The 6,973-nt window shown below is 62.5% G+C and carries 2 protein-coding genes; both read right to left on the minus strand.

The annotated features are described in order from the left end of the window. Nucleotides 1–4,870, minus strand: a 4,870-nt coding sequence (locus EKL94_RS21570; RefSeq protein ID WP_126930584.1) for a non-ribosomal peptide synthetase, incomplete at its 3' end; no start/stop codon positions are given. Continuing rightward, the coding region (locus EKL94_RS21575) for a non-ribosomal peptide synthetase (RefSeq protein ID WP_126930585.1) at nucleotides 4,867–6,973 on the minus strand (2,107 nt) is incomplete at its 5' end. The genes EKL94_RS21575 and EKL94_RS21570, both read right to left, overlap by 4 nt.

The raw sequence follows: 6,973 nt of genomic DNA on the forward strand, positions 1-6,973 counted from the left end.
GCAGTACCTGTGCAACCTGATTGGCGCGGCGGTCCAGCTGCTGGTAGCTCAGCGTGGCTCCGTGGAAATCTGCTGCCACTGCCTCGGGCTGGGCTCGCACCTGCTCCTGGAAAACATGGTGGATCAGCCCATCGCGCGGATACGCTCGTGTGGTGGCCAGCAATGCCTGCTGCCGTTGAATCGACTCTTCCGCCGCTGCCAGCTCCAGTTTCAACACCGGCAGATCGTGCCGTTGCTCCAGCGCGTGCGCCAGCGACTCCAGCCCCTGCGCCAACCAGCCGGAAAGTCGATGAGGATCCAGGCCCACAACAGCCTGGGCGGTCATCGAGAAGGCCCGCCCGGAGTCGTTGATCGACATGACGAGCGGGAAGTTCGTGCGCTCCTCGCCGCGGACGAAGTGGACCCCCGGCCATGTGGTGTCCGTTGCCACAACGTTGTGTCGATAGTTCAACAGCGAGGTGAACAAGGGAAGCTCCGCTGAAACGCCGCTGCAGCGCTGAGCCACGGCCAGCGAGGCCTGCTCATGGTCCAGCAGCTCACTCAGGCGGGCATGGGTCTCCATTACCGCGGCGCGCACTCCCCTTCCCCCCAGATGGATGCGCACCGGCAGCGTGTTGATGAACATGCCCAATAGCTGGTCTGCCCCATTAACGCCTTGCAGCCGCCCGGAGAGTACCGTGCCAAATACCACGTCATCGCGCTCACAACAGCGTGCCAGCACCAGACCCCAGGCGAGATGGAAAAACGCAGCCGGGGTGACGCCCAGTAGGCGGGCGTGATGTCGCAGCTTTTGGCTCAGCGAATCAGAAAGCGCCATGGTGAACTCGGTGAGGTCCCGCCCATTGCCGCGGACATCAAGTACGCCGAAGGGCGCAGTGGGCTCAAGAACGTCGGCCAACTGCGCACGGAAGTATGACTCGTGCGCGCTTTCGGAGGAGGCAAGCGTGCTGGCGATGAAGTTCCGGTAAGGCAGGACGATCGGCAGCGGCGTCGATGGGTCGTACAATAAGGTCCGGACCTCCTGCATCAGCAACTCGAGGGTAACGTGGTCACAGACGATGTGATGGGACAGCAGCACCAGCCAGTGACCGTTGCCGTGCGGATCGGCAGCGGTGAATGCCCTTACCAATGGCGCTTGGCCAAGATCCAGGCGCATACGGCCTGGATCGATGAGATCGCGCAGCTGCGCCTCGGCATCACCGTTTGCGAGATGTAGCGCCTCGACAGGCATCCGCGCCTGACGATGGACCACCTGCACCGGCGTCGGCAAGCCTTCCCAGTGTATCGAGCTGCGCAGAACGTCGTGCCGCGCAATGACCTGGTCGAGCGCGGTGAGAAACGAATGCAGCCGCTGTCCTTCATCGAACCGCATGATCGTGCGCATCAGATAGGGATCGCCCTCGCTATCGAGCAGGCTGTGGAACAACACGCCTTGCTGCAAGGGACCCAGTGGGTATATGTCCTGAATCGACGGCGTGCCTTCACGAATCGTGCCGACAAGAGCATCGATCTGCTCCTGCTCCAGCGCTACCAGCGGCAGGTGTTGCGGGGTGATCCTCCCCTGCGCATCCAGCGCATAATCTGGCGCATCCAACGTAAGCGAGCCCGTACCCAGCGTGGCGGCAAATCCAGCCAGCGTGGGGGCAGTAAACAGCGACCGCACCTCGGCATGAAGGCCCTGTTGGCGTAGCCGTTCGATGACCGCCACGACCAGCAGCGAGTGCCCGCCAAGTTCGAAGAAATTGTCCTGGCGCCCTATCCCCTCCACGCCAAGCACGGCCTGCCACGTCGCGGCGACCGCGTGCTCTGCATGGCCATCGGGCGCCTGATAGGCACGCAGCGCGATCGAGGCTGCATTGGGAGCAGGCAGAGCACTACGATCCAGCTTGCCATTGTGCGTCAACGGCCATGCCTCGATCTGCACGAATGCCGACGGGACCATATGGGGGGCAAGGCGGGACAGCAGACGGTCGCGCAGGTCGGCGGCGACTATTTCCTGGCCGGCCTCAGCCCGCACGTATGCGACCAGCCGTCGGTCACCCGGCAAATCTTCGCGGGCAATGACGACAGCCTCGGCAATACCGCCACAGGACACCAGCTGAGACTCGATTTCCCCAGGCTCAATGCGAAACCCTCGGATCTTCACTTGGGAATCGTTGCGACCCAGATACTGCAACGTACCATCGGCACGCCAGCGCGCCAGATCACCGGTGCGATAGAGCCGCGCCGATGGGGTATCGATGAATGGGTCCACCCTGAATCGTTCGCTAGTCAGGTCAGGCCGATCCAGATAGCCACGGGCCACCTGGGCGCCACCGATATGGATCTCACCGACTGTGCCGATGGGTACAGGCTGGCCGCGCCCGTCCAGCACGTAGATACGCGTATTCGCGAGCGGCCGGCCGATGTGCGGCTGCATAGCTGTCTGGTCAACGCAGGCGAGCGTGGCATCAACCGTGCACTCGGTGGGACCATACACGTTGAAGAAGCGCGTTGTCTTGGCCTCGACCATACGTTTCCAGAGCGCATCCGGGATCGCATCGCCCCCGACCAGAACGGCGACAGGAGCGTACGTGCTCCCGTTGCACAGCCCCGCATCAAGCATCAGCTCAAGCTGGGCAGGCGTGCAGTCCAGAACGTCCACACGGTGCCGGGCCAGGAAGCGCACCATCGCATCTCCGTTGGAGCGCAGTACCTCCGGCACCAGGATGAGGCAATGTCCGGACAGCAGTTGCACAATCATCTGCATCGATGCGTCGAACGAGTAGCTGGCGTTGAGTGCGACCCGCAACGTCGCCTCCATCGCGTCGAAGACTTCACTGCGCAGTCCCAGCCAAAGGTGCACGATGTTGCCGTGCTCGACCATCACCCCCTTCGGTTGCCCGGTTGAACCTGAGGTGTAGATCACATAGGCCAGGTGGTGAGCCTCCAAGCCAGGGACGACCGGGGGTTGCGTGGATAGATTTCGGAGCGACGCATCCTGGAGATCCATCACAGGCAAGGAGGGTGCAAGTGTCGCGAGCCGTTCATGCAGCGATGACTGGGTTACCAGCGCGAGGGGATTACTGTCCTGCAGCAGGTAGGCCAGACGGGCGTCAGGATAAGCTGGATCCAACGGGACGTAGGCAGCGCCTGCCTTGAGAATGCCCAGCACGCCGACAATCATGTCAACGCCGCGTTCCACGCACAGGGCCACGCGCAGATCCGGCCCCGCGCCCTGGGCACGCAAAGCGTGTGCCAACTGGTTGGCTCGACAATCCAGCTCGGCGTAGGTCAGGGACGTGTCCTTGAACTTCACCGCGATGGAGCCGGGTGACCGCTCTACCTGATTCTCGAACTCCCGATGTAGTAACGGTGCTGGGGCAGCGTGCGGCGCAGGGGGATTGAAGTCGACCAGGAGCTGCTTCCGCTCAGGCTCCTCCATGACGGGGAGCTCGATGATCGGCTGCGAATCATCGGCTACCATCGCCGAGAGGACAGTTGAGAATGCAGCAACATGCCGCTTCACGCTATCGGCATCGAAGAGGTCACTGGCGAACTGAGCCACACCGCAGATCTCACCGGCGCGCTCTGCCAAGGCCAGGGAGAGATCGAAGTGTGTCGTGCCTTGGGCGATCTGCAATGGCTCAAGCACAAGACCGCCGAGCGCGCGTGGCTCACCGCCGAACGTGTTGTTCAGCGACAGCATCACTTGGAACAAGGGGCCATGAGACAGGCTGCGGGCAGGCCTCACCGCCTCCACGACCTGATCGAACGGTACGTCCTGGTGGCTATAGACGCCAAGTGCGGTAGCCCTGACGTGGGCCAGCAGCGCAGCGACGCTGAGTTTGCCGTCAAGCCTGATCCGCATTGCCAGGGTATTGACGAAGAAACCGATCATTGGCTCCAGTTCGGGCCGCGACCTGTTGGCAACCGGGGTTCCAATCACCAGATCGGATTGACCGCTCCAGCGCGACAGCAGCGTGGCCCAACCAGTCAGCAGCGTCATGAACAGCGTTGTACCGTGCCGCTTCGATAATTGTTTCAGCGCGCTGGTCAGGGCGGCAGGTATGTGCACCGCGACAGTCTCACCGCGAAAGCTCTGCACCGCTGGACGGGGACGATCGGTCGGCAGCCCGATCAACGCAGGCGCATTGGCAAGGTGGTTCCGCCAGAAGTCGACCTGATGCGCCAGTGCGTCATGCTTGAGCCAGCCCCGCTGCCACGTTGCGTAGTCTGCATACTGCAATGGCAAGGGCGACAGCGGATCGTCATTGCCCACTACGGCAGCGGCGTACTGCGCCTGCAGTTCATGGATGAAGACGCCCATTGACCACCCATCCGAGACGATGTGATGCTGGGTGACAAGAAGAACATGCTCATTTTCAGCCAATCGCAACAGCCGTCCGCGCACCAGCGGCCCATTGCTCAGATCAAAGTGCGCCGATGCCTCAGCGGCGGCCATGTCCGCCACCCGCTCCTCGCGTCCTGTGATGTCATCGCACGAAAGGTCGTGGTCAATCAAGGTAAAGCCGGTCTCGGGAGCGTCGATCACTTGTACCGGTGTGTCGCCCAGGGTGACAAAGCGGGAGCGAAGGCTCTCATGGCGGAAGACGATGCGGTCCAGGGCGGCCTGCAGGGCATCTCGGTCCAGCGTGCCGCTCAGTCGAGCGGCCGAGGCCAAGTGATAGGCCGCACCCGCTGCGGGGTCAAGCTGATTGAGGAACCACAACCGCTGCTGCGACCAGGATAGCGGTAGCGGCGCGCTTCGATCCGCCCGCTCGATCACCTGCTGCCCGCTGGCCTGACGCTCCTGTGATGCCTTCAGTAGTCGACGTTGAAGGAGCTCCCGGCGCAGCGCGTCGGCCCGCCCGTCATTCTGGGTTGTCACCGTTGATCTTCCTTTTCCAGCAGATCCAGCAATTCCGCTTCCGACAGATCATCCAACCCATCGCTGAGCCGGGCCATGTCTTCTTCATCGATCTTTGCCATCAGTGTGTCCACGACGTGACGCGCTAGTGCCTCCACGGTGTTGTGTGCGAACAAATCGGCCATGGGGATCTCCACGTCGAACTTTCGACGCAGGCGGACTACCACCTGGATCGCCGACAGAGAGTGCCCACCGAGTTCGAAGAACCGGTCGTACCGTCCGACCTGCGGCAAGCCAAGTACGTCCTGCCAGATCTGCGCTACAGCCGTTTCAGCATCGCCTCGCGGCGGCTCATTGCAGCGTGCGGACATGGACCCAGAATCTGGGACCGGCAAGCCATTGCGATCAATCTTGCCATTCGGGCTGAGTGGCCAGTGCGGCATCAGAACGAACGCCGAGGGCACCATCGGCTCGGACAGGTGCCTGGCTAGCACCTCCCTGAGCTCAGCGGCTAGCGGAGGTTCAGCGGCCGTGGACGTGAAGTAAGCGACCAGGCGGCGGTCGCGCGGGTAATCCTCACGCGCGGTAACGATGACCTGATCGATTCCGGGATGCTGCAGCAGCTGTGATTCGACTTCGCCGAGCTCGATTCGCACGCCTCGAATCTTGACCTGATGATCGTTTCTTCCAAGGTATTCATATGAACCGTCGTCCAGCAGACGCGCCAGATCGCCGGTCCTGTATAACCGCCCGGGGCCCGGTGCGGCCTGGTGGGTGTCTCCGGCTGCTGGATCTTCCGCGAAGCGCTCCGCCGTCAACGTCGGCTGGCCCAGGTAGCCGCGGGCTAGCTGCCCGCCCCCCAACAGAATCTCGCCGGTGACGCCACGCGGCACCGGCCTCCCCAGCTGATCGCGCAGGCACACCCTGACCTGCGGGAGGGGATAGCCGATGTTCGGTCGGCCTGAATCAGCACGGATTCGAGCCACGGTGGCGTCCACCGTACATTCGGTGGGGCCATAGACGTTGAAGAATTGCACGCGGGGCGATCGCTGCAGTTGCTGCCATGTGCCCGCAGTGAGTACGTCACCACCCACAAGCACCGCATCTGGATGGGCGCGGTGCTTGTCCAACAAACCCGCCTCCAGCAGGCCATCCAGTTGCGCTGGCGTGCAGTCGAGCATGTCAATGGCGTGTGCGTCGATGTAGGACAGCAGAGCATCGGCATCCAGCCGGACCTCCTGGGGAATCAGCACCACGCAGCGGCCGGAAAGCAGCTGAATCCACATCTGGACCGATGCATCGAATGACAGCGATGCGTTCATGGAAACCCGATCGACACCCGGACAATGGGCGAACACCTCGGCATTCAAGCCTCGCCAGAGGCGAATTACCGATTGATGCTCGACCATCACCCCTTTCGGCTGCCCGGTGGAACCGGAGGTGTAGATGACATACGCCAAGTTGCGCGACGTCAGTGACTCCTGTTGCGGATTGCAATCGGGCTGCGATGCATGCATGACGTCGTCGAGGAGGACCACGGGCACGGACAATGCGAGCGATTGCAGCAATGGAGCTGCTGCGGCGGTACTCAGTACCGCGGAAGGAGTGCTATCGGCAAGCATGTAGCCGATACGCGACGCCGGATGGGTAGGATCCAGCGGAACATACGCCGCACCAACCTTGAGCACTGCCAGCACTGCGATGAGAAGCTCTACGCCGCGTGCGGAGAAAATTGCCACACGGTCGCCCGGGATGACGCCCATGGCGTGTATTACATGGGCCAGCTGGTTGGCGCGCCTGTTGAGCTGGTCAAAGCTCAGGGTCTGGTCCGCCATGACGACTGCGGCCTGGTTGGGTTGGCGTACAACAACGGCTTCGAAACAGGCTGTGATGGTGCGCTCCGCCATCAGCTGCGGTGCGACGTCGGTTACGAAAGGTGCCTCGCGCTCGGCAGCCGGCAGTATCTCCAATGTATGCACGGGCTGCTGTGGCTGCTTCTCCAGCGCGTGCGCCAGCGACTCCAGCGCCTGCGCAAAGTAGGCAGCAATTCTCGCTGCATCCAGTCCCTGCACGACCTGGACGACGGTTCCAAAGTCCTCACCGAGATCGTCAACCGAAACGGTC

It is taken from the genome of Stenotrophomonas maltophilia (assembly GCF_003970865.1).
GTDB lineage: Bacteria > Pseudomonadota > Gammaproteobacteria > Xanthomonadales > Xanthomonadaceae > Stenotrophomonas > Stenotrophomonas maltophilia_AR.